Origin of the sequence: Methylomonas rosea (assembly GCF_024505055.1) — a bacterium.
In the GTDB taxonomy this organism is placed as follows: domain Bacteria; phylum Pseudomonadota; class Gammaproteobacteria; order Methylococcales; family Methylomonadaceae; genus Methylomonas; species Methylomonas rosea.
Map to the genome: position 1 here is coordinate 1 of NZ_JANIBL010000055.1, position 23,414 is coordinate 23,414.

23 protein-coding genes are annotated in these 23,414 nt (G+C 50.0%); 6 read left to right on the forward strand and 17 right to left on the reverse strand.

The window, feature by feature from the left end; all coding sequences use genetic code 11:
* The first annotated feature begins 412 nt into the window (after positions 1-412).
* The 6 genes from NP589_RS16185 to NP589_RS16210 all read left to right on the forward strand — a co-directional run bounded on the left by NP589_RS16185 (position 413) and on the right by NP589_RS16210 (position 8,253).
* On the forward strand, positions 413-1,084 hold the full coding sequence (locus NP589_RS16185; protein ID WP_256607930.1) for a hypothetical protein: 672 nt from the start codon (positions 413-415) through the stop codon (positions 1,082-1,084).
* 85 nt (positions 1,085-1,169) lie between these two features.
* Positions 1,170-1,883 carry a hypothetical protein gene (locus NP589_RS16190; RefSeq protein WP_256607931.1) on the forward strand — a complete coding sequence of 238 codons (714 nt, stop codon included), beginning with the start codon at positions 1,170-1,172 and terminating at the stop codon, positions 1,881-1,883.
* Positions 1,884-2,872: 989 nt separating this feature from the next.
* Positions 2,873-3,514 carry a hypothetical protein gene (locus tag NP589_RS16195; protein ID WP_256607932.1) on the forward strand — a complete coding sequence of 214 codons (642 nt, stop codon included), beginning with the start codon at positions 2,873-2,875 and terminating at the stop codon, positions 3,512-3,514.
* A gap of 29 nt (positions 3,515-3,543) precedes the next feature.
* A complete protein-coding gene (locus NP589_RS16200) occupies positions 3,544-7,215 on the forward strand; it encodes a PKD domain-containing protein (RefSeq protein ID WP_256607933.1) in 3,672 nt (1,223 codons plus the stop codon).
* Positions 7,216-7,701: 486 nt separating this feature from the next.
* A complete protein-coding gene (locus NP589_RS16205; protein ID WP_256607934.1) occupies positions 7,702-7,863 on the forward strand; it encodes a hypothetical protein in 162 nt (53 codons plus the stop codon).
* Positions 7,864-8,031: 168 nt separating this feature from the next.
* Positions 8,032-8,253 (forward strand): hypothetical protein, encoded by a 222-nt coding sequence (locus tag NP589_RS16210; RefSeq protein ID WP_256607935.1) that lies wholly within the window; start codon positions 8,032-8,034, stop codon positions 8,251-8,253.
* 35 nt (positions 8,254-8,288) lie between these two features.
* Here NP589_RS16210 and NP589_RS16215 read toward each other — a convergent pair whose 3' ends face one another.
* From NP589_RS16215 to NP589_RS16295, 17 genes are all read right to left on the reverse strand, one after another.
* Positions 8,289-8,489, reverse strand: a complete 201-nt coding sequence (locus tag NP589_RS16215; protein ID WP_256607936.1) for a hypothetical protein — start codon at positions 8,487-8,489, stop codon at positions 8,289-8,291.
* Positions 8,490-8,824: 335 nt separating this feature from the next.
* Positions 8,825-9,091: a hypothetical protein gene (locus NP589_RS16220; RefSeq protein ID WP_256607937.1), complete on the reverse strand. Its 267-nt coding sequence runs from the start codon at positions 9,089-9,091 to the stop codon at positions 8,825-8,827.
* A gap of 34 nt (positions 9,092-9,125) precedes the next feature.
* Entirely contained in the window at positions 9,126-9,596 is a 471-nt protein-coding gene (locus tag NP589_RS16225; RefSeq protein WP_064038523.1) for a hypothetical protein, read from the reverse strand.
* Between the two features lie 514 nt (positions 9,597-10,110).
* Complete coding sequence (locus NP589_RS16230) at positions 10,111-10,590, reverse strand: hypothetical protein (RefSeq protein ID WP_256607938.1); 480 nt, start codon at positions 10,588-10,590, stop codon at positions 10,111-10,113.
* Positions 10,580-11,188, reverse strand: a complete 609-nt coding sequence (locus NP589_RS16235) for a hypothetical protein (protein ID WP_256607939.1) — start codon at positions 11,186-11,188, stop codon at positions 10,580-10,582. Before NP589_RS16235 ends, NP589_RS16230 begins: the two co-directional genes overlap by 11 nt.
* Positions 11,188-11,943 carry a TIGR04255 family protein gene (locus NP589_RS16240; protein ID WP_256607940.1) on the reverse strand — a complete coding sequence of 252 codons (756 nt, stop codon included), beginning with the start codon at positions 11,941-11,943 and terminating at the stop codon, positions 11,188-11,190. Before NP589_RS16240 ends, NP589_RS16235 begins: the two co-directional genes overlap by 1 nt.
* 1,046 nt (positions 11,944-12,989) lie before the next feature.
* Positions 12,990-14,819, reverse strand: coding sequence for a glutamine--fructose-6-phosphate transaminase (isomerizing) (glmS, locus tag NP589_RS16245; RefSeq protein WP_256607941.1), 1,830 nt, complete (start codon positions 14,817-14,819; stop codon positions 12,990-12,992).
* 1 nt (position 14,820) lies between these two features.
* A complete protein-coding gene (gene glmU, locus NP589_RS16250; RefSeq protein WP_256607942.1) occupies positions 14,821-16,242 on the reverse strand; it encodes a bifunctional UDP-N-acetylglucosamine diphosphorylase/glucosamine-1-phosphate N-acetyltransferase GlmU in 1,422 nt (473 codons plus the stop codon).
* A gap of 71 nt (positions 16,243-16,313) precedes the next feature.
* Positions 16,314-16,736 carry a F0F1 ATP synthase subunit epsilon gene (locus NP589_RS16255; RefSeq protein WP_256607943.1) on the reverse strand — a complete coding sequence of 141 codons (423 nt, stop codon included), beginning with the start codon at positions 16,734-16,736 and terminating at the stop codon, positions 16,314-16,316.
* Positions 16,737-16,760: 24 nt separating this feature from the next.
* Positions 16,761-18,134: a F0F1 ATP synthase subunit beta gene (gene atpD / locus NP589_RS16260; protein ID WP_020484122.1), complete on the reverse strand. Its 1,374-nt coding sequence runs from the start codon at positions 18,132-18,134 to the stop codon at positions 16,761-16,763.
* 44 nt (positions 18,135-18,178) lie between these two features.
* Positions 18,179-19,042, reverse strand: a complete 864-nt coding sequence (gene atpG / locus NP589_RS16265; RefSeq protein WP_256607944.1) for a F0F1 ATP synthase subunit gamma — start codon at positions 19,040-19,042, stop codon at positions 18,179-18,181.
* An 11-nt stretch (positions 19,043-19,053) separates the two neighbouring features.
* Entirely contained in the window at positions 19,054-20,595 is a 1,542-nt protein-coding gene (gene atpA / locus NP589_RS16270) for a F0F1 ATP synthase subunit alpha (protein ID WP_256607945.1), read from the reverse strand.
* A gap of 21 nt (positions 20,596-20,616) precedes the next feature.
* Complete coding sequence (locus NP589_RS16275; RefSeq protein ID WP_256607946.1) at positions 20,617-21,147, reverse strand: F0F1 ATP synthase subunit delta; 531 nt, start codon at positions 21,145-21,147, stop codon at positions 20,617-20,619.
* 3 nt (positions 21,148-21,150) lie between these two features.
* Positions 21,151-21,624, reverse strand: coding sequence for a F0F1 ATP synthase subunit B (locus tag NP589_RS16280; RefSeq protein ID WP_020484118.1), 474 nt, complete (start codon positions 21,622-21,624; stop codon positions 21,151-21,153).
* An 84-nt stretch (positions 21,625-21,708) separates the two neighbouring features.
* Positions 21,709-21,993, reverse strand: coding sequence for a F0F1 ATP synthase subunit C (atpE, locus tag NP589_RS16285; RefSeq protein WP_020484117.1), 285 nt, complete (start codon positions 21,991-21,993; stop codon positions 21,709-21,711).
* 42 nt (positions 21,994-22,035) lie between these two features.
* The gene (gene atpB, locus NP589_RS16290) at positions 22,036-22,800 is read right to left on the reverse strand and encodes a F0F1 ATP synthase subunit A (RefSeq protein ID WP_064006564.1); all 765 of its coding nucleotides are present in this window, start codon (positions 22,798-22,800) and stop codon (positions 22,036-22,038) included.
* Between the two features lie 17 nt (positions 22,801-22,817).
* Entirely contained in the window at positions 22,818-23,186 is a 369-nt protein-coding gene (locus tag NP589_RS16295) for an ATP synthase subunit I (RefSeq protein WP_256607947.1), read from the reverse strand.
* Positions 23,187-23,414 lie beyond the last annotated feature (228 nt).

The following is a 23,414-nucleotide window of genomic DNA, read 5'->3' on the forward strand; positions in this document are numbered from 1 at the left end:
CCCGGCTGCCGCTTGTTTCCTGCGCTCCTCGCTTTTGAACAGGGTTGCCGAAAGGGGCTTCCTGCCCCTTCGGCAACGTGCGGCATCCATGCCGCACCCCTGCGGGCTGATCTGTTCAAAAGCTCCGGTGCTCGGCGCGGCATACGGGAGAAAACCCAACCGCTAATTGAAATTCAATAAACTACGATCAGTAGGGTGCTGCCGACATAAGGAGGCACATCGTTCGCGATCGATGCGCTTCACGTCGTTCAGCACATATATGGTCCTATTTTCGGCCCAAACAAAGCCTAACTGTCGGAAACAGCTTTTCAGTTAGACTACCCATAAATTTACAGAAATTGAATATCATCCAATTCAGGAAGATATACAGAAACCATCTAATTACTTGTTGGGCGTCTCTAGGCTACTAAGAATGAATGATCACGATTTTGTTAGAGAACTTCTTGAGGCTGCGTTGAGTGGTCAGCAGTATCTTTCCGAGGATAAAGACAAACCTACACCAGCGGAGTTTTACGAAAAGGTTATTGGCAATTTTGATTTTGTCGCTGAGACAGAACGTCAACTTCAGTGGCAAAAAACCTTTAACGGATTGTGGCAGAGTCCATTAGTCCACTTTGTTGAGCAACATAAACTCCAGCCCAGGCTTTCAGAGCTAAACAACCTACGACAAGAAGTAGCTGTCCGGCACCTAGTCTTATCGCTGAAAAAAGAGAGAGAACATTCAAATGAGTTGGAGATTAGCAGAATTAGAAAACAGCATGAGCATGAACTATCAGCTAGCAATGAACAGTTAAGATCGGTGAACGAGCAACTTTTGGAAACCCAGTCGAAGTTGGCCAAGCTTGAATCTTCCCCAGCAAAGCAACAACAAGCCTTGCTAGTGACAGGCTATTTTTCATTTTCGATTGTTCTTCTCTGTGTCGTTTATGTAATTTATTGGGGGATGACTGTAAGTCCAGAGATAAGTGTTGAGCTTAACATTGGCGAATTAATTGGAGGTTCGTTGGTTGGTATTGGTGCTGCCTTAGCGGGCGGTGCATATGCGATAAAGTCTTTATCATCACAGAAGAATCGTGATGAATAAGCCCAACCCAACGCTCCAGCGGACTCCGCTAACGCTACGCCGCTGAGCTTTACGTTGGGCGTCCCCAATGACACCGAGGATTTACATGAATCGCAAAGCGCAGTTCGCTCATTTCCTGAAACACAAGATCGGTGAATACCGATTTCGGCTTTCTGAAGTCTTGGAAGTATCAGACAGATCGCTGAACACTTTCAACTCCAAGCTCCCACAAAATAACTCAGATGGAAGACTGCTAACCTATGCATTTTCCGCCATGACTTCACAGGTACAAACAATTAAGGATATCGTCCCAGTATTACTTGACAGAGAGGTACCTTGGTCAGAGTACAAGAATGTAAGGCACATGGACTTCGTTGCAGGTGCACGAAACGCAATAACCCACGACGGGAATCCAATCATCGACCTATGGGTAGATGGAAAATACTATGTAGCTTCACCATTTCTCAGAATCGGGGCACGTGGGGAAACGATTACGGTCGTCCCACCTACAGAAGACCTTGCAACAGTTAGTCTTGAGTTTACACACGATTTTTCCGCAAAGTTACTTGAACTTGTTGAGGGCACAGCTAATGATCCTTCAATCTTGAAGCCCATCTATGGTCGAGAATATTTTGAAGAGGCGATGCGACATCCAGCTATACCAGAGTTTGCAAGAGACCTGTATGCTGAGTCCGATAAGACCGAGCACGACAAAAATGATCCCTCAAGACTGGAAATACTGCTTTCCGATCTAAATGGTCTAATTTCTTACAGTCTTGGCGGTTTAGCGGGCAAGCAACCCGATAGGTCGCAATCATAGGGTGTAATAGGCGTTCATCTCGTTCCCACGCGTTGCGTGGGAACGCAAACCACGGCCATACGATGCGCTTATTGGATGCTGCCGAGCCAGCGGCGAGGCGCATCGATCGCGAACGATGCGCCTCCTTACGTCGGCAGCATCCTATCTGACTGCAACTGATTGAATTTCAAATCCGCGGCGGGTTTTCTCCCGTATGCCGCGCCGAGCACCGGAGCTTTTGAACGGATCAGCCCGTTAGGGGCGCCGCAGGGATGCGGCGCGTTGCCGAAGGGGCAGGAAGCCCCTTTCGGCAACCCCGTTCAAAAGCGAGGAGCGCAGGAAACAAGCGGCATCCGGGTGGCCTTTTCTTTGGATACTTTCTTTTGGCCAAGCAAAAGAAAGTATCTCGGCTGTCGGGCCGAGACCCGACATTAAAATCAGCCGTCGCGCCAGCGACACCTATATCACCAACCGCATCGGCATCATCGAAGAAACCCCAAATCCCGCCCTCCCATAAAACCGCTGCACCGTAACGGCCATACGATACGCTTATAGGCTGCTGCCGAGGCACGAGGCGCATCGATCGCAACCGTTGCGCCTCGCCGCTAGCTCGGCACAACCTATGGATGCGCAACTCATCGCGCTAAAACAGCGTTCAATCCGAATATCAGGTTTGGCAACAAGCATCCAAGCCTTGGTATCGGCTAGAACCGCCCCGATAGCAAAATGCCAAAAAGAGCACACCCTTCGAGTGTATTGCTCCACAGACACCCCCTCTATAAATCCCTATTCTTGAATCGTCTTCAGTTTCTTCCTCCATACCCTTAGCCGAACAAGAAGCTGAGAAAAATCCACCGCATCTAGGCGCTAGCGAACTTCGCCAACGCTGCAGCACTTATTTTTTACGTTAGACATTTTCACTCGGCCTAATGCAACGAGCTGTTCATGTTCGGCAGGTTAACGTCATAGCAAATCTTGCGGTTTCATCAATACTACGAGGAGTTCTCATTATGAGCAGTACCGAATCAATCAACATCAATTCGCTGCACGAGTTACAACTGCAAATGCCGCGTATCGTCCCGGCGGTTAACGCCAACCCCGGTTTAGCCTTGGCCGCCGCTGCCAATCCACTGTTGGCACTCGAACAATTGGGTTACAGGCTCAGCTCGCCGGCACAGGCGGAAATCGAGCGATACGCCCGCTTCGGCCCCGATAACCTAAAACGCTTGGCGGAACTGGAAACCGAGTTCGGCAAATTACTTACGACCAAAACCATGCCCGCCGATCCAAGCGAAGCAAGGGCATTGTTTGAAAAATCCGGGCATGAACAGTCCGGCAAATCCGCCGCCAACACCAAAACCACGCTCAAGCCAGCCAAAACTCAAAGCTTGACGACATCGCTTGCCGCTATTTTTGCCTCGAAGGTATTGGCGGAGGACGAAGAAAAAAAACTCCTCCGCGAGCTCTCCGCCCAACACCCGGGCCTGCCACTACTGTACCAATATCGAAAAATCCATCGGCAACGGCCGGCTTTTGCCACGCGCTCGGCGTTTGAATCGATTCTTGCCGGTGAAAAAAACACCCTGGTCGATCAAGTCGAATTCAGTCTGAGCAGACACCGCGACACGACCAAGAAGCATTCGGCCGATTAATCCACACACTTTTACTAAAGGGCAAAAACATGGATACGCACAATTTCCAAACGGTGGCGGAAGTCACCGAATCGGTACTCCTCGACATCCTACGCGAAGCTTGGCGCAGCGGCGGCCTTAACCCGAACGGCACCTTACCGCAAGAAATTCAGCTGCCGGCCGGCATGGCCCTCGGCCCGTTCACGCTGGCCGACGGCACCGTCCAATTTCCGCAAAATCAAATCCGCCTTGACCTAAACCCCGGCATCAACGGCGTCAACCTGACGCTCGGGGTGATTGCGGATCTGGAAATCCAGAATCCCCCTGTGCCGAGCGCGACGCTGTTCAATATCACGGCTGATGTCACCCTACGCGTACCTATCGGACAAGCGCCCGATCCCGGCGCGCCCGTCAATTTAGCCCTCTTATCGGCTAATCTGCCGGTAAATGCCGTGGATGTGGTCATTACTTCCGGTAACCCGTTTGCCAATGTGTTGGCGAACGGTCCGGCGGAATTTATTCATAAACTTTACCAAAACGGCACTATCCCGCATCTGGTCCAGGACATCCCGCTCGGATTCCCACCGTTTGCGATGAAAGCCTCCGTCGAGTTTTTCGACGACGAAAGCAATCCCGCCCGGCAGATCAGCGTCGGTTTTCTGCCCGGACAAATGCAAATCAATTTGCCTTGCGCGGTGCGCTTTTACGACATCACCGGCGGCATTGGCCCGCTTGGACTTGCTTCGCCGATGGGCATGACCGCCACCGCCCAGCTCACCATGCCGTTCTCCAATACTGGCGCCCACATCCATATCGGCTTGGATAGCGCCGCCAGCAACTTGATAAACATCCAGCCGGCGCCTGGGGTGGAAGGCACGAATTACACCGCCAACAAGGCCAGGGTAGACGCCATACTGGGCGCAGGCGGTTTTGAAAACGCCATCCGCAGCGGATTTGTCACCGCCGCCAATGTGTTTTTTGCCGTGCTGCCGCCGGTGGATTTTGACATTCCGACACTTGCCGACCTGGAAACACAGGTAGAAGGCTTTATTCGCACTGAACTGAACAACCGCCGTTATGTCGTGCTCTGGGCACCGACCGACGCCGTGGGCGGCGTGGTCATTACCAACATCACGCCGAAAGTTTTAAGCGATACGCTGGCCATTGCCCTGAATGCTGGGCCCGGCGCGAATGCCAACGCCTTGGTAAATTTCATCCCGGTGCCCTGCGATTTTGCCATCGGCCTGGATGACGACTTTGTCGAAGAAAAGCTGAAAAGCGAAATCGCGGCAAAATTCCCCGGCGGCTTCCCGGTGACTTTGCCGGAAGCCGACACCGACGGCCACACGGTGCGTATCAATTCCTTCAGTATGAAGCTGATCGATAGCGCCATCGAAGCCAAAGGCTCGGTGACTTTGGTGGATGAAATCCTCGGCAGCATTGATGTCGGCGCCAGTTTTACCGCCCATATCGGCTTGCGCTGGAAGGATAATGCGTCCGGCGGCCAGATGTTGGAACCGTTTCTGATCGAAGAACCCGATGTTGATGTTGAGCTGGGGTTTCTTGGCTGGCTGCTGGTCTTTCTGGTCGGTTTCCTTACTGGCGGGCTGATTGGCGGATTGATATTGACGGTAATTTTGGCGATTGTCATCGAAATTGCGGAAAGTATCGGCGCCGATAAAATTTTCGACTCCGCCGGCAAGCTGGCCGGCATCGCCGCCTGGCCGGTCAATTTGCCCAACATAGGCACCATATCGGCACGCTTCAAAAACCCGGTCGATATTTATGCCACCGGCATTCGGTTTATCGGCGAAATGTCGGCCACCAGTACCAGCACAGCCGGCCTGGACAGTGCTTCGGCAAACGGCCCATATGCTGCCTCATCCAGCTCGGCCCTGCTTTTCAATGGCGGCCCGGATAAGGTTTTCAGTCAGCCGACTTGGTTATTTGGCGACGGGCAATCTTCCGCACTGCGTCGCCCGACGCATCGCTACGCCGACAGTGGTTTGTATGTCGCCAAATTGCGCATCGCGGTCAGCGAAACCGGCGGGGTTACCACCCGCAACTTCACACCCGTCCGCTTGAAAAATGTGCAACCGGCTGTCAGTTTCGATTTATTGGAACTCAGCGTCGACGAAGGCCAAGAGGTGGAAATCACTGCGAAGTTCACCGATCCGGAATGGCTGGACAAACACACCGCTATTTTCGATTGGGGCGACGATTCCAAACCTACGGTCGGGGTGGTGTCCGAGACTAACCTGGAGCCCGAAGCAAAAGGCACAGTCGTCGCCAGGCATGCCTGGTGCGACAACGGCAATTATCAGGTTCGGCTGCGCGTAAGCGACGACGACGGCGGTATTGGCGAAGCCGTTCTGCCGGTGGTGGTCAAAAACGTAAAACCTGTAGTCACTTCAGAAGAAACCCTATGCGTGTTGGTCGGTCAGCCGGTGCAAATGCAGGCCAGTTTCGAGGACAACGGCTGGTGCGATACCCATACGGCGTATTGGGACTTTGGCGATTGCCAACAGAAAAACGCCTTCGTTACCGAAACCAACGAACCGCCGAAAGCGAAGGGAAGGGTTGAGGTCTGCCATGAATGGGCGCACTGCGGCAGCTATTTGACCACCGTTACCGTCCAAGACGATGACGGCGCGGAAGGGGTAGCCACCACCGTCGTACATGCCGTCGAGCTGAAAAATCCGATGATGGAAGACGGTTTCCGCTTTCCGTATCCGCCCGCGTCCGGGCGCAAAGACCGCGTGGCCAACGGCTGGCACCCTTATGCCGAGCCAGCCTTGTCCTTCGATAAAGACGCCGCGCGGCAACCACGGGAATGGTTGTTTTTCCCGGAAAACTTCGTGGAAAGGGACGGTCGCCGGGCCCAGGGGCTTGATTTCAAGGGCGCCATACAGGCTGGTATTCGGCAACAAATTTGCGCTAACGTGGGCTGGGAATATGAGTTTTCAGCGGCATGGCACCTGGTGTCGCCGCGCCAAACCGGACGCGTGTGCATCGGCATCGACCCCTTGGGCGGCAACAATCCGAATGCAGCCCAAATTGTCTGGCGCGAGCTACCACCCGGTGAACAGGAATGGCAAAACATCAGCGTGCGGGCCAAAGCGCAGCGGGATGAAATCACGCTTTTCGTCGGCGGTATTGATAGGTTTGGCGGCGAAAATACTGTCTACCTGGACGATGCGCACCTTTGCCAAATTCAACCGACTTTCTGCCCACCTGCCACGCCGCCGGAAGAGCCATGCAAGGAAAGCTGCGTGAATTTTGACGACTTGCAGATCGGTTCGGAATTCGCGGCTAATTCCGGTGGATTGCCCAATCTGACCCATCACAATATCGACTTCTTTTCCGCGGCAAGACTTTGGATTTCCGACACGGCCGTTCCGCCGCCAACGCATCATCTGTTGAATTTCACACCCAGAGGTATCCGCGTGCGTCTGCCGCAATCGGTGAAACAGGTGAAGGTAACGCTGCACAGCAATGGCGGCGGGCCGGATTTTAAACTGGAAACCTTGTTGGGTAATTCGGTGATTGCGTCCATTTCGCCTAACTTAGCCTCGAATGCCGAACAGGAATTCAGCCTGACGGCTGCGGTGTTAGACGGCTTTACAGTGCGTGGCGACCATATGGAATTATCGTTGGTGAAAATCTGTTTTTGTACGGAAGACAAACCCATCGAAACTGACGGGCATCACGGCATGCAATGACTGGAGCCTCTCCCTGGTCAAGCAAGAGGCGATTTTTCGATTGCACCAAGCAGGGTTTGGTGCAATTTTTCACCTAAACCGGAAGGTATCACCCGCCGTTGTTAAGAGAATGTTCGAAAAATTTTCGCGTTCCCACGCAGCAAACCCAACCGCGCTGCGGTCAATAAAGCCACGCCAGATAAACCGGTAACAATCCTGCCTACGCCCATAATTCCCGGAACTTGAATACCCCCAGTGCTCCGCTAGATACATATAACTGAATTTGACGGGATTCAGATGAACGCAATCTAGTTTCTGCTCCCAAGGCGGCGAGACTCTTTGGTCCCTATAGTGAGCAATGTTGCGTTGCTTATTACAAAAGTTCCGGACGTTTTATTTCCAATAAAGAAACAAATAATGAATTAAACACCTGATTGTAAATATTTCTAGCGGGTATATAGTGAAGTCGTACTTACAAAGCGACTAAACATAGTCAAGGTGGACCCAATGAATACTTCAAAAAGCTTTTACAGTGACATGACGACCGGCTTATTTTTTGTCGCCGGCATGCTCAGTTTCATGTCGGGTCAATTTATCCTATCCACACTATTGTTTGGTGCCGCATCGTTGGCCAGTAATTTAAACCGGGCGACACCGGCTCGTATTTAAGATTTTCGTGCGACCTCTCGCGGCCCCCTTGCCGCAAACTCTATAGCCTCTATTGGCACTAAAAGTAGAGGCTTTTTTTGAGGTTTTTATAAGCAAAGATAAATTAGCGGCAAATTAAAGACCCATACAATCATTCACTGCTCAGCATAAAGCCATAGGAGAAACACCATGAATTTACGTTACGCAAACATGAAAAGCGCGCTTGAGTTTTTATATGCTCCTCCCGTTACTCTGGCGATTATCGAATCGTGGAGCGAGGACGAATTCGACGATGTCTTGGACTGGATTGAACAAATGACGCGTCGTAATTGGCACAGAATACTTAAGCGATCAGAAGTATTCGTGCAACAAAGGCCGGATGTCTTGAATGTATTGGATGTTGAAATGTAATGGTTAAATCCAAATTAGGCTTTTCCGGGTAGCCGCTATTTTCCGAAAGAATTTTTGAGTATTCCGGCCGGAAAAATCGGCAAAAATAGCGCCTCCCAGGCGAAAGCCATTTGACCTGCAACTTTACAGTCGCCAGCATTTTTATAATTCTTGGCCCCCGGACACGGATAGAAACACACTGCAACGCAAACCATGCTTGCTGATTTTCCTTGGTTGATCGCTTCAGCCAATTTCATTAGCGGATGCAAGTAGCCGTGGGAGCAGGTTTCGATTTTTAGTTCGCTGCCATGCAATCGAGCCAGTAAGCCGTGCGTCGGGACGCTGTCATTGCACCATATGGTCTTTTGCGCAAAGCCCAATAGTTTTTAGTTTGAAGTAATTTGCCACGCGCGAATGGTTTGTTGGCCTGCGCGCGAGGTCGAGTAGGTTTGGGGTTGAACCGATTTGGCTTACCCGAATGGCTTTTTACCTTGCGATCAAGGTTATCGCGGCTTGAGATTAAAGCGATTTGCCATTGGCGAGAAGCGTTTCCGCTTGCGCGCTTGCTTAGGCAGGTTTGCGATTGAAGCTATTAGCCTTGCACGAACAGTTGGCTAGCCTGCGCGCAAGGTCGTGTAGGTTTGGGGTTAAACCAGTTTGGCTTGCCCGAATAGCTTTTTACCTTGCGAACAAGCGTATCGAGGCTTGCGATTAAAGCTATTCGCCTTGCGCGCATGGCTTTTTGGCTTGCCTGCATTCCGCAAGGCTTGGCGCTTAAGGCTAAAAGGTATTCGGCAGAAGCAAAAAGCCTGGTATCCGTAGCGTTGAAGCTGAGCGGCCTGGCATTACGGCCGGCCATCCCCCGCAGCCGGCTGCAAATTCCACCGAACAGCTTAGCCAGCGGCTGGTTCGACTTTGCTCTTGGCACCGCGATTGAAGCGCACCGCCATCGCTTGACGCAGTGTTTCCAGCGCCGCGCCTTTGCCGGCAATTTTCAGCGAGGCGTAGGCGTCCAGGCAGAAGCTGTAAATATCGCTGCCCAGCGCCATGTCGGTATCGTCGCCGCGCGCCTGCAAATCCCGCAACCTATGCAACCTCGGCCGGAGTTGGTCGAGACTGGTCATGTCGGCTTGCGCCTCAGGCATGTTCAGATTGGGCGGAATCGCCTGGGCGTTTTGAGCGGCCAGCAGCATAGTCTGCCGACAAAACGCTTCGGTTTTATCCCCCATCTTCAGAATATTGCGTCGCTGGTCGGGCGACAGCGACGCGAAGCCGGCGAAGTGGGTTTCCAAGGTATTCAAAGCCGCGTCGATCTCTGCCAACGCTGTGTCGCTGAAAGTTAACGATAACAAATTCTGACTCATCTCAATCTCCTGCATAGTTGCCGAATATGCAAACCGACAGCGCCGGTCCGCAGAGAAAAAGCGTAGGCTATTTTTCTAAAAAGGAGTGATTTTATATGTTAGATCTGGACGTTTTAATTTGGGAAAACGCCTGATCCGGATTAAGTGGAGTGGAACCCGGGATTGAGGGTAAATTTTCGTTGATTGCGCTGATACTGGCTATGCATTTTCTATGGATTGAGGTGTAAGGCTTCAAGCGGCCATTACCGGACCTTCGGATCAGTATCTAATTTCAATAGTTCAGGTAACTGGTGACTTAGCCGAATGTCAGGTATTCGGCAAGCAAAACGACTTTATGACCGCGTAACTACTGCCAATTTAAATGGCTGGTTAAATTTTGAAAGAGGTCATTTATGGCTCACATACTCAGCAACACGAGAATTGAATCAGAGCCATTTCAAATAAATCAATCGCTTTTTCATCTAAGCTAATTTTGTGGTTCTTTTACAAAACCATTATCAATTTAGAGAAACAGTTAAGCAGGTATGTCGCAGTTTAATATTAATTGTGCCCACGCTTCTTCCGCTAGAAGATTACATAAACCGGCATCATCGCAAGGAAATTTATTTACAGCAACATGCGCCTTATTGCTGTCTGATGGTGCGTAAACAATACGAACCGCATTAGCATTTGATTGAATACACGCTGACTGAATATTGCTAACTTTCCCTATGGAAAATCCACTTTTAGGCTTTACATCGATGTTACTTGCACGCATTGCACGAATAGCAGCAGTAATTTGCTCATTACTCTCGCCATTATTAGGAAAATACTCAAGCCATGTTGCTGAAAGATATTTTTCTGCCGCCCTGGTTTCTGTAGCTTCTCGCAACTTAAATGCTGTACCAAGAATGCCAATCACGTTGTCATCCTCATCTTTGAGCAGCTTGGCCCATGGAATATATCTGATAATGTGATCGTCTAACGGGATTGGATTGTTTCTTTTAAGCTGCATCAATAAACCAGCGTTTGGGATCATAAGGAGATAACACCGCTAGCAATCGTGTCAACGAGACATCACCAGCGGCACGTTCTTGCATTCCTTCAACATGCCAACTTACGACCCATCTTACCTTATCCCCAGGCAAACATTCTATTGTTAACCGATCACGATCAACTGTCCATGCAGCGATAATATTACCTTCGCTTGTTGCACCAAGACCCGGTCTGCGCACAGGCCACATGAGCATGATCATGCGTAAAAATGTATTGAAAGATGCTTCGATAATCGGCGTATCCTCTTCTTCCCAGTTTTCCGCATCCAGCAAATTATCTAATTGCGAAAAAAATCGGGAACGCCACTCGCTAGTAAGATACATTGCTACCGATGCAGTCCTAATCTTACAAAGAGCTCGTACATCGTAAAGCTTCTCTTCAAGCGAAGTGGCTTTATTTTGTGAATGTTTAGCGTATTTACTACGAATAACCTCGCTAATGTGAGGCTGTAGAGCCTGCTTCCTGGTTGCTGCTATTTGTTGGGAATATTGGCCGGCATGTATCTGATCACGAGGCCAAAGGTCTAAAGCTGTATTGGAGCGAATTTGAAGTGTCATTAGACGAAAAGCTCCTCTGTCCGCGGGGTTATAAGGTGACGAAATATACCGTTTTTTAGTTCACGAGCTTCGCTGATAGTTCCCCATAAATCTTCATCATTTAGGGGAATTTCTTCCGTCCTATAGACATCAATATCAAGTAATAAAGACATATAGCCTATCATAGGGGGAGGCTGGATTGTTGACGTTATATTTGTACTCCATAATGGATTGGAAGTACGCTTAGTAATCTGAATAAAATAGGTCTCCATTGGAGATTCACTAAATGAAGGAACCTTTGGATAAAAAGACAAATAATCTTCAAGTTCTATTTTTTCAACTCCGTTTACTGGAATATCGATTCTATTAATAAATCGAACTCCTACCCGAGAAATGAGCCGAGTCCTGGCAATACTTTTCCATATTTTCCAGGCGGCAACCACTTTAGTTAGATAGTCATCCCATCCTGGATAGGGCGCAAGACATGCAACAGCCAGGCTCTGCGGCGAAATGATTACAATTTCAGATTGACTGTCGGAGGCCAAACGAAATATTTTGGCAGGTTCATTCACCGTCACGGCGCTCTCTGCCCCATTTGGCCCTATATTAATGCCGACCTCGTTGATTTCTTGTGAATTTGGGTAGTCCTTTTTGAGCTTTTTGGCTATTTTTTCCCGCTCTTTCAGAGTTAATAAGCCATTTACACGAAGCTCAATAACCGCCTCCATAATCGGCGGATAATGATATTTTGGAGCTAAGTTAGTGCTTGAATGCATAACGCTGATTTTAAAGATCGAAAAGTGGCTTCAATGGTGCTTTTTAGTTCAAAAAAAGGTTCCACAACAGCTATTAGTATAAAGCAAATTTATAGGCTGCGACCCACGATTCTACTGTTAGGGTCATAGGATACGCTGAACGGTGGGCTTCGTAAACTCACCACATTCAATGGCTGCTGTTAAACTTCTTGTTTGTAGAGACTTGAATGGCCGGTTTGGAGAAACGCGATAGGCTGGAATGGGTCGAGTGGCGACCATGAGATAAACCGCCATTTAGCACAGACTTGAGACTAAAATATGCTTCGAAATTACGCAATGTTTAGCGCAGTTCGCTGGAGCCTTGAGTTAGGCGGCTACTCAAAACCAATGGCGTCTGACCCCCATTGGTTTCTGCACGCCAATTATTTTCCCTTTGGTACCTCAGCAGGTGCCTTGTTCTCCGCGGGCACTAACGCCTCAGCCGGCATTTGTGCCTCAGCTGCCTTTTTTGCCTCTCTCTCCGCAGCCTTTTTTGCCAGCGCGGCCTTCTGATCAGCAGCCTGTCTCGCAGCTACCGACCCGGTTTCTGCCGCGGCCAACAAAATTACTGTGTCTGCCTGAGTTGGCACTGCAGTTAATAGCACTGATAGCGCACAAAGACATACCGCCAATCTACTTTCTTTTGATTTAATACTCAACATAAGCACCTCGCTGTAATAGTTATTTTAAATTAGTGCAACTCGGAAAGTCCGAGGGTCGACAGGGTAACACTAGGGTGATCTAACTGCTTACCCCATCCTTACTGCAATTTACCAAATTCTAGTGAATTTGATTTGATCATCTTACATGACATTGTATAACGCCCATCCGTTATCAGGCGCTGGTCAGTCTGATCGATCAATTACCGCGAATGGCTGTTTCAAGGTCGATCTCGGTCCTCCCCGCCATTAACTAACTCCAAAAAAACGAGTAGATCGTAACTAGAAAAAAGGGTTTGCCGAGATTAACCCGACAAACCCTTAAATTCAAACCGAACAAACACAGAATCCGTTCTGCCCAATCCTCCGCTATTCCACCGTGACCGACTTGGCTAAATTGCGCGGCTGGTCGACGTCGGTACCTTTGAGCACGGCGACGTGGTAGGACAGCAGTTGTAGCGGTACGGTGTAGACGATAGGTGAGATGATGTTGGCGACGCTGGGCATTTTGACGATTTGCACGTTTTCGTCGCTGCTTTCCGCCAGCTCTTCATCCATAAACACGATCAATTGTCCGCCACGGGCGCTGACTTCCTGGATATTGGATTTCAGTTTTTCCAGCAGGTTGTTGTTCGGCGCCACGGTCACAACCGGCATTTCCGCGTCGATCAAAGCCAGCGGGCCATGCTTCAGCTCGCCGGCAGGGTAGGCTTCGGCGTGGATGTAGGAAATTTCCTTCAGCTTCAATGCACCTTCCATCGCGATCGGGTAATGGGTACCGCGACCGAGGAAAAGCGCGTTGTGTTTGTCGGCAAAGCGCTGCGACAGCAATTCGATGGCGTTATCAAGCTTCAGCACTTTTTCGATATTGCCGGGCAAGCCAAACAACTCGGAGACGATTTGCTCTTCCGTTTCCTTGGTCAATGCAAAGCGGCGGCCGACGGCGATGATCAACATCAGCAAAGCCACCAACTGGGTGGTGAAGGCTTTGGTCGAAGCGACGCCGATTTCCGGGCCGGCGCGGGTCATCATGACCAGATCGGATTCGCGCACCAGCGAACTTTCCGGTGCGTTGCAGATCACCAGCGAGTGTTTGACGCCCAGGCGTTTCGCTTCCAATAGCGCAGCCAATGTATCGGCGGTTTCGCCGGACTGGGAAATGGTCACCACCAGCGTGTCCGGGGAAATCACCGGATTGCGGTATCTGAATTCGCTGGCCACTTCGATAGCGCAGGGCACGCGCGCCAGTTTTTCGAACCAATATCGCGCCACCAAGCCGGAATGGTAACTGGTGCCGCAGGCCAGAATTTGCACGGATTTGATTTGGTCGAAGACTTCGGCGGCATTGTGGCCGAAGGCATTATCCTGCAAACGGTTGTCGATGAAGCGGCCTTCCAGGGTTTCGGACACCGCCCAGGCTTGCTCGTAAATTTCCTTGAGCATGTAGTGGCGGTATTTACCTTTATCGACCGAATCGGCTTTTAATTGGCTTTCGACGATAGGGCGTTCGACACGGTGGTCGTTTTCGTCGTAAATGACCAAGCTGTCGATTTTCAATTCGGCGATGTCGCCGTCTTCCAGGAAAATGAAGCGCTGGGTAACCGGCAATAGCGCGGCTATATCGGACGCAATAAAATATTCGCCGATACCGACGCCAATTACCAAGGGACTGCCTTTTCGGCAGGCGATCAAGGTATCGGGGCAGTCGATGTAGACCACACCCAGCGCATAGGCGCCTTGCAAGGTTGCAACCGTGGCTTTTACTGCGTTTAATAAGCTGTCGCCGCTTTGCAAATCTTCGACAATTTTATGCACGATGACTTCGGTATCGGTTTCGGAGGTAAATTCGAAGCCGTTTTTTTGCAAGGCGGTACGCAGATGATCGTGGTTCTCGATAATGCCGTTATGCACCACCGCCACTTTGTCGCGGCTAACATGGGGGTGAGCATTGCGGGTGCTGGGTTTGCCGTGGGTGGCCCAGCGGGTATGGGCAATGCCGATAGTGCCTTCGATAGGATCGGCGTTGATTAAGGCTTCCAGACCTTTGACTTTACCCAGCTCACGTTTGCGGAATATCTCGCCTTGACTGACCACGGCCAAACCAGCCGAATCGTAGCCGCGATATTCCAGGCGTTTCAGGCCTTCCAGCAAAATCGGCACAACATTACGCTGTGCAACTCCCGCGACTATCCCACACATATTATTTCTCCGACTTACAAGGAGGTAAGGAGTGCGGAGAATTGTCGGGAACAATCTCCGCCAGTTTAACCGGACGCTGCCAGGTCGGCACGCTAAGCTGTTTTGTCCGGCTAAGGGTTAACTGATTTTCCGGCGTATCGCGAGTAATGGTCGAACCGGCGCCAATCGTAGCGTTTTTACCGACAGTCACCGGCGCCACCAATTGCGTATCGGAGCCTATGAAGGCACCATCGCCGATTATGGTTTTGAATTTATTCACGCCATCGTAATTGCAGGTGATGGTGCCGGCGCCGATATTAACTTTGCTACCCACTTCGCTATCGCCAATATAGCTTAAATGGTTAATTTTGCTGCCGGTGGCGACGGTGGATTTCTTGATCTCCACAAAATTGCCGATATGTACATGATCGGCCAGTTCGGTTTGCGGACGCAGACGGGCAAATGGACCGATGCGGCTGCCGGCCCCGACCGTCGCTTCTTCTATTACGCTATTCGCGAGGATTTCGACATCGTTGGCGATGCTGGCGTTTTTAATCAGGCAATTGGGCCCGATTTTAACGTTGGAACCTATGCGGTTAATGCCTTCAAAGATCACGTTAATGTCCACATCGATGTCCTGCCCCAGTTCGGCAAAACTGCCCCGCACATCTACTCTTGCCGGGTCGCGTAGCGTTATGCCTTTTTCCATCAGACCCTGCGCTTGTTCCCATTGATACACGCGCTCCAAGTGCGCCAATTGGCTGCGATTATTCACCCCAAGCACTTCATCCTGGCTGCCGGCTTGAGTGGTTTCGACGCTCAAGCCGTCTTCTACGGCCATTTCGATAATGTCCGTCAAATAGTATTCGTTTTGCGCGTTGTTATTGCTCAATCTGGACAGCCATTGCTTCAACTGGCTACCTTTGCAGGCCAAGATGCCGGTGTTGCCCTCGCTGATTTGCAATTCCACTTCGTTGGCGTCTTTTTGCTCGACTATTTTGACGACAGCGTGATCTTTGTCGCGGACGATACGGCCGTAACCGGTTGGATCATCCAGATTCACGGTCAGCAAGGCCAAAGACGTCAAGCTTACCTTGTGCAATAGAATTTGAATGGTTTTGGCTTTTAATAGAGGCACATCGCCATACAGAATCAAAACAGTATCCGGGTCGTCCACATGGTGGATCGCTTGCTGTACCGCATGCCCTGTGCCTAGCTGCTGTTTCTGCTCGATCCAGGTGGCATTCAAACTGCTTAAAGTTTGTTTGACCGTTTCGCCGCCGTGGCCGTAAATGATGAAAATCTGATTGTTTTCCAGCGCCAGACTGGTTTCGTAGACATGCTGCAATAGCGCTTTATTGGCGATTTCGTGCAGTACTTTGGGCCGCGAAGAACGCATTCTGGTGCCTTGGCCGGCTGCCAAGATGATGGTTTTAATCGACATTGCTATTCCTTAAAACAAAAAAAGCCCGATAACAAACGTCATCGGGCTTATATTTTTACGCAATAAATGGTTTACGCACCACGTTTTCTTAATCTTTCCAAAGTTCTCAACTGGTTTACAGCTTGCGCCAATTCGGCTTGTGCAATCGCGTAATCGTATTTACCCGATTTATCGCTCAGCATTTCTTCCGCTCTGGATTTGGCTTGCAAGGCTGCGGCTTCGTCGATGTCTTTTGCTCTGATCGCGGTATCCGCCAATACGGTCACCAGGTGCGGCTGAACTTCCAGAAAACCACCCGAGACATAAAACGCCTGCGATTCCTTGTCGCTCAGCTTAACCCTTACTTCGCCGGGTTTAAGCTTGGTGATCAACGGCGCGTGGCGCGGTGCGACACCGACATCGCCCATTTCCGCCGGTGCGAAGACCATTTCAGCCAAGCCGGAAAAGATTTCCTGCTCCGCACTGACGATGTCCACATGAATTGTCATTGCCATGTCAAAACTCTCCTATGAGGTGGTTTACATGCCTTTGGCTTTTTCAATGGCTTCGTCGATTGTGCCGACCATGTAGAAAGCTTGCTCGGGAAGACTGTCGTATTCACCGCTGATAATGCCTTTGAAGCCGGCAATGGTATCTTTCAAGGATACATATTTACCTGGCGAACCGGTAAAGACTTCGGCAACGAAGAACGGTTGCGACAAGAAACGTTGAATTTTCCGCGCTCTTGATACGGTCAGTTTGTCGTCTTCCGACAACTCGTCCATACCCAAGATGGCGATAATATCGCGCAGTTCTTTATAGCGTTGCAAAATACCTTGTACTGAACGAGCTACGTCATAATGCTCTTGACCGATAACCAATGGATCTAGCTGACGGCTGCTGGAATCCAGCGGATCGATAGCCGGATAAATACCCAGCTCGGCGATCTGCCGTGACAATACCACGGTCGCGTCCAAGTGAGCGAAGGTAGTAGCAGGCGACGGGTCGGTCAAGTCGTCCGCAGGTACGTATACCGCTTGGATAGAAGTGATAGAACCGGTTTTGGTCGAGGTGATCCGTTCCTGCAACACACCCATCTCTTCAGCCAGGGTAGGCTGATAACCTACCGCAGAAGGCATACGCCCCAGCAGCGCCGATACTTCGGTACCCGCCAAGGTATAACGGTAAATGTTGTCAACGAAGAAAAGTACGTCGCGGCCTTCGTCACGGAAAAATTCCGCCATGGTCAAACCGGTTAACGCTACGCGCAAACGGTTGCCTGGTGGCTCGTTCATCTGACCGTAAACTAAAGATACTTTGTCGATAACGTTGGAATCGGTCATCTCGTGATAGAAGTCGTTACCTTCACGAGTCCGCTCACCTACGCCGGCAAATACCGAGAAACCGCTGTGCTCGATCGCGATGTTACGGATCAGCTCCATCATGTTAACGGTCTTGCCTACGCCGGCACCACCGAACAGACCGACCTTACCGCCTTTCGCGAACGGGCAGACCAAGTCGATAACTTTGATACCGGTTTCCAACAATTCGTTGGCTGGCGCTTGTTCGTCGTAAGAAGGCGCATCGCGGTGGATAGTCCATTTCTCTTTCTCACCGATAGGCCCTTTTTCGTCAATAGCTTCGCCGAGGACATTCATGATGCGTCCCAGTGTCGCCTGACCGACCGGTACCTTGATCGCTTCGCCGGTGTTGCTGACTTCAACGCCTCGGCTCAAGCCATCGGTGGAACCCATCGCAATGGTCCGGACTACGCCGTCGCCCAATTGCTGCTGAACTTCCAAAACCAGACCGCCCTTAACATTCAACGCATCATATACTCTCGGCAGGTTATCGCGTGGAAACTCCACGTCTACGACCGCACCGATGATCTGAACGATTTTACCCAAACTCATTATGTCGTCCTCTTTTAAAATCTATCTAAACTTGTCTTGATGCTCTAAACAGCAGCAGCGCCGGCCACGATCTCGGAAATCTCTTGCGTAATTGCCGCCTGTCTGGCTTTGTTGTAAACCAACTGCAATTCTTTAATGATATTACCGGCGTTATCGGATGCGCTTTTCATCGCCACCATTCTGGCAGCCTGCTCGCAGGCGTTGTTTTCCACCAAACCTTGGAAAACCGCGGATTCCACGTATCGGATCAATAAGCTGTCCAATACTTCTTTAGCATCAGGTTCGTATAAGTAATCCCAGCGACCTTTGGACTCTTCGCCTAAATCGCCCACAGCAACCGGCAACAATTTTTGCACGACCGGTTTTTGCGTCATGGTGTTTACGAAATCGTTACTGATCAAAAATAATTCATCAATCTCGCCGGCGGTGAATGCATCCAGCATGATCTTGATCGTGCCGATGATTTCGTTCTGATGCGGCGTGTCTCCCAATTTGGAGACTTGTCCGATCAAATTGGCCCTGATCATGCTGAAAAAACCCGCCGCTTTGCTACCGATGGTACAGACGTCTACCTCGATCTGCTGGCTTTGCCATTGTTGCATTTCACCCAATACTTTTCGGAACAAGTTGGCATTCAGACCACCGCACAAGCCTCTATCGGAGCTCACTACGATGATGCCGATGCGCTTGACTTCGCGTTCGATCAAAAAAGGATGCTTGTATTCGGGATTGGCATAAGCCAGATGTTTGATGATCTGGCCTATCTTCTTCGCGTAAGGCCGGGTGGCCTGCATTCTGTCTTTGGTTTTACGCATCTTGCTCGCGGCCACCATTTCCATGGCCCGAGTAATCTTCTGAGTATTTTTAATACTCGCGATCTTGGTACGTATCTCTTTGCCAACAGCCATTTGCGGACCCTTTACCAGCTACCGGTCTTGACGAAACGTTCGATGGCATTGTGTATGCCTTTTTGAATTTCGTCGTTATAGTCGCCTTTCTCATTGATTTTAGCCATCAAAGCCGATTCGTCTGCATGCATGAAGTCCAGCAAGGCCGCTTCGAAATCGCGTACTTTTTTAACTTCCAGGCTATCCAGGAAACCAGCGTTAGCGGCGTACAAGGAAACACTCATGTCCGCAACCGACATCGGCGCGTACTGATTTTGTTTCATCAGCTCGGTAACGCGTTGCCCGCGTTCGATTTGCTTGCGTGTGCTTTCGTCCAAATCGGACGCAAACTGAGCGAAGGCCGCCAACTCACGGAACTGCGCCAAATCCAGACGAATACCACCGCCCAGCTTTTTGATGATCTTGGTTTGTGCCGCACCACCAACCCGAGACACAGACAGACCGGCGTTGACCGCTGGACGAATGCCGGAGTTGAACAGGCCTGTTTCCAGGAAGATCTGGCCGTCGGTGATGGAGATCACGTTGGTCGGAACGAACGCAGATACGTCGCCGCCTTGCGTTTCGATAATCGGCAACGCGGTCAATGAACCGGTTTTACCCTTCACTTTACCGTTGGTCAATTTTTCTACTTCAACCGCATTTATGCGAGCTGCACGTTCCAGCAATCGCGAGTGAATGTAGAACACGTCACCAGGATACGCTTCACGACCTGGTGGACGACGCAACAGCAAGGAAATTTGGCGATACGCCCAAGCTTGCTTGGTCAAATCGTCATAAATGATCAGTGCATCTTCGCCGATGTCGCGGAAATATTCGCCCATTGAGCAACCTGTGTAGGGCGCAATAAATTGCAGCGCCGCCGATTCAGAAGCCGAAGCCACCACGATGATGGTGTGTTCCATCGCGCCGTGTTCTTCCAGCTTGCGAACCACGTTGGCAATAGACGAACGTTTTTGACCAATAGCCACATAGATACATTTGATGCCGGTGCCTTTTTGATTGATGATCGCATCAATCGCAATGGCTGTTTTACCGGTTTGCCTGTCACCGATGATCAACTCACGTTGGCCGCGGCCAACTGGAATCATCGAGTCAATCGCTTTCAAACCGATTTGCACCGGTTGATCGACCGATTGTCTGGCAATAACGCCGGGAGCAATTTTTTCGATAGGGGAGCTTAATTTGGTTTCGATAGCGCCTTTGCCATCGATGGGGTTACCCAATGCATCGACCACACGGCCCAGCAATGCTTCACCTACCGGCACTTCCAGGATTCTACCGGTACATTTAACGGTATCGCCTTCGGTAATATGTTGGTAAGCACCGAGCATTACCACACCGACCGAATCTCTTTCCAGGTTCAAAGCCATGCCGTAAGAGCCGCCAGGGAATTCCAGCATTTCGCCTTGCATTGCTTCCGACAGACCGTGAACCCGAACAATACCGTCGGTGACACTGACTACAGTGCCTTCGGTATGTGCCTCAATATGGGCGTCGAAGTTCTCGATCTTCTTTTTGATCAGATCACTTATTTCTGATGGATTTAATTGCATTTTATTTTCCCGCTCTAACTCTTAAAGTCTTTTAGCTAATTGATGAAGCTGGCCTTTGATAGAACCGTCGATGACTTTATCGCCCGCTTTGGCGAGGATGCCCCCAATTAACGATTTATCGACAGAAACGGATGCATTGACCTTTTTATGCAAAAGCTTTTCCAGCATGGCGACATATTTGCCTTGCTCGGCTTTTGTCAGCGAGTACGCACTGTATAAATCAACATTGACGTAGCCTTCATCATCCGCCTTGTACTGCTCGAACATCACCGAAATTTGCGGCAATAAGGGCAGCTTGTCATTTTCTATCAACACTTTCAGAAGATTCTTGGCTTCGTCAGGTATCTGATCCTGGCAAATATCCAGAATCAATTGTGCTGTATGCTGTTTGCCAACCCGAGGATTTTTGACAATGGCAGCCAAAGCCTCATCCTGGATGACCAAAGACAAAAACGTCAACGAATCGGACCATTGCTTAGACGCCCCCGTTTCCTTGGCGCGCTTGAAAGCCGCTTCCGCGTAAGGTCTTGCTAATGTCGATAATTCAGCCATTGCTTAACCCAATTGATCCGCTGCTTTGCTGAGAATGTCTTGATGCTTGGCTTTGTCGATTTCTTCTTTCAAAATCTGTTCAGCGGCACGCAAAGCCAGTGAGGATACTTCTTTGCGCAAGCTCTCTTTGGCTTGCAGCATTTCCTGCTCTATCTGGGCTTTTGCGGCTTCAAGCAAACGCTCGCCTTCTTTTTTGGCTTGATCTTTCGATTCTTCAACCAGCTGATTGGCGCGTTTTTGCGCTGCGCTGACGATTTCCGCCGATTGTTCTTTTGCTTCCTTCAGCAGGCCTTTGGCTTTTTTCTCGGCCAATTTAATTTCTTCCTGGCCTTTCTCGGCGGCAGCCAAGCCTTCGGAAATTTTGGTTTTGCGCTCTTCCAGAGCGGCAATGATCGGTGGCCAGACATACTTCATGGTAAACCAAACCAGAAGTGTGAAAGTTATCATCTGCCCGATCAGAGTAGCATTGATGCTCATTGATGCTTTCCTCGTAATGCCGTTGTCATTCTATCGGTATGCGAACAGGGCTTAGCCTATTCATCTCAATCCGATAATTGCTAATTAACCTGCGACAGATTGAACGGCTGAAAGGAATGGGTTTGCGAAGGTCAACATCAGCGCCAGACCAACACCGATCATGGTTACCGCGTCAAGCAAACCGGCGATGATGAACATTTTGACCTGCAACATAGGAACCAACTCAGGTTGACGGGCAGCGCCTTCCAGGAATTTACCGCCCAGCAGACCGAAGCCGATAGCAGTACCGATTGCGCCCAAGCCCAAAATGATGCCAACTGCGATAACGGTGAAGCCTTGTACGTTGGCAATTAATGATGCGAGTTCCATAGTGTCTCCTAAGTATTGATATGAAAGTTGAAAATAAAACTATTAATGATCTTCGTGGGCCAAGCTCAAATACACGATGGTTAACACCATGAATATGAAGGCTTGCAGGGTAATAACCAGAATATGAAATACAGCCCAAGGGAAACCCAGCAATGGCTGAACGATAGGCGGCAGCAAGGCGATCAGGATAAATACCAGCTCACCGGCATACAAGTTACCGAATAACCGCAGCCCCAGCGAGATGGGTTTCGCCAATTCTTCAACTGTTTTAAGCAGCAGATTAAAAGGCATCATTTTCGGACCGAAAGGCGTGCAAGTCATTTCCTTGGCAAACCCCATCAATCCTTTAACCTTGATGCTGTAAAAGAAGATCAGGAAAAACACGCTGATCGACAAGGCAAAGGTACCGTTCAAATCGGTACTCGGCACCACGCGCATGTATTCCATGCCCATCAAGCTGCCTATCATCGGCAATAAATCCACCGGCAACATGTCCATGGCGTTCCACATGAACACCCAGCAGAAAATCGTCAACGACAGCGGCGCAATCAAAGGACTGCGGCCGTGGAAACTATCCTTGACTTGCGTATCGACGAACTCCACCAAGGTTTCCGCAATATTTTGCGCTAACCCCGGCACCCCGGATGTCGCTCTTTCCGCCACGGTTTTGAAGAACAAGATAAACAATCCGCCCAACAGCGCGGAGAAAAACAAGGTATCCAGATGCAATGTCCAAAATCCCTCACCCACCGATAATGGTGTTAAGTGATGGACTATATAACCGGTTGCGCCACCTTCAGTACTCATTTGTCCTCGCAAAAAAACTAATCACGCCACAAAAACAGCGCAAACCAAAAAACCGACAACACTGCGATGTAACCCACCATCAGCGTTAAGAAATCAACAGAGGGAATCTGTAAAACGATAGAAAACAGGGCTACCGTCAAAATTAACTTAACTGTTTCGCCTGCATAAAATGCATTAACGATACCCTGCGCGCCCAAATCCTTGGCAAGATAGATTTTGTAGGCAAAATACAGATTGGGCAGTAAAGCCACGAATCCTCCGATTAACGGAGACACTGCACTTTTCCAACCGCCTATCAATAAAAATCCCGACGCCACCAATGCAGCCATCAGGACTTGTCCAAAAACTACTTTTCTGACAGTAGAAAAATCATTTCTAGCTGTCATTCACTTCCCCTTTCGTCTTGAGCTGGGCGATTATATCCAGCCAGCACTCCTAAAGCAAGGTAAGCACGTCCGGCAGGAACCAATTGGCATCGCCACCTTGTTGATTTGGCAAGACTATCCCGGCACAACACTCGATCAACAGCAAGCGCGGAGGTTTTACTTCGAACTTTCAATCCCAACGCTTAAAGCAATACATATGCCATTTCGTAACTCACTGATTTTCTGAAA